Below are 1,233 nucleotides of genomic sequence, written 5' to 3'. Positions count from 1 at the left end.
TTGATATGGCTTGGGTGCCAGTCAACTTGCTGGTTATTTTCAAGGAATTGATCCTTCAGTTCTGTCGTTTTAATAAACCAGCTCTCGATTGCATAATAAAGCAATGGAGAATCACAACGCCAGCAGTGCGGGTAGCTGTGCTCATATTTTTCTTTATGGAAAAGTAGTCCTTCATTTGCCAGGTACTTCACGATATCGACATCACAGTCCTTCACGAAGCGGCCTTGGAATGGAGGAATATCTTCCGTATAACGACCTTGCCCATCAACGACATTGAAGAAGGAAAGGTTGTGTTCTTTCACTAAGTTATAGTCATCTTCACCGTAAGCTGGTGCGATGTGAACGACACCTGTACCGCTCTCAGCATTAACGAAGTCTGCTTCAACAACGAAGTGACCGCGTTCCGGCTTCACAAACGGGAATGGGGCGACGTATTCTACATCTTTGAATTCGCTCCCTTTATGCTTCGATACGACTTCATACTCTTCACCAAGATTCTTCTCAGCAAGAGCTTCTGCAACAATGTACACTTCGCCGTCTTTCTTCGCCTTGATATAATCAAGATCAGAGTGAACCGCTAATGTTACGTTCGCTGGCAGCGTCCAAGGAGTCGTCGTCCAGCCTAGGAAAAACTCATTTTCAGAGCCTTTCACTTTGAATTTCGCTGTTGCAGAAAGGTCTTTCACATCTTCATAGCCTTGCGCCACTTCGTGGGAGCTCAATGTTGTTTGACAACTCGGGCAGTAAGGCGTGACACGATGACCTTTGGATAGTAAATCACGCTTGTGTAGGTCACTTAGGATGTACCAGACACTTTCAATATAACGGTTTTGCAGCGTCACATAGGGATCATCCATATCAAGCCAATAACCGATAGACTCAGTGAATTCACGCCACTCTTTTTCATAGTTGAAGACACTTTCTTTACATTTTTCAATGAACTTCTCAACACCGTACTCTTCGATTTCTTGCTTACCAGAGATGCCAAGCTGCTTCTCTACTTCAAGCTCCACCGGAAGACCGTGCGTATCCCAGCCGCCTTTACGTAGAACCTGGTAGCCTTGCATCGTTTTGTAACGGCCAACGAAGTCCTTGATTACGCGGCCAAGTACGTGACCAGCGTGAGGAAGACCGTTCGCTGTCGGCGGTCCCTCATAAAATACAAATGTCTCTGCACCTTCACGCTCATCCATAGAGCGTCTGAAGACGTTCTCAGCGTTCCAAAAATCTTTG

General features: G+C 45.8%; 1 protein-coding gene. It reads right to left on the bottom strand.

Translation table 11 applies throughout. The annotated features are described in order from the left end of the window. Positions 1-1,233: class I tRNA ligase family protein (locus LD39_RS18400; RefSeq protein ID WP_035551407.1), on the bottom strand; the 1,233-nt coding region annotated here is incomplete at both ends.

This window comes from Halobacillus sp. BBL2006, from assembly GCF_000786645.1.
In the GTDB taxonomy this organism is placed as follows: domain Bacteria; phylum Bacillota; class Bacilli; order Bacillales; family Halobacillaceae; genus Halobacillus.
Note: the sequence above shows the minus strand (reverse complement) of the source record. Positions and strands in the feature narration are given on the sequence as shown.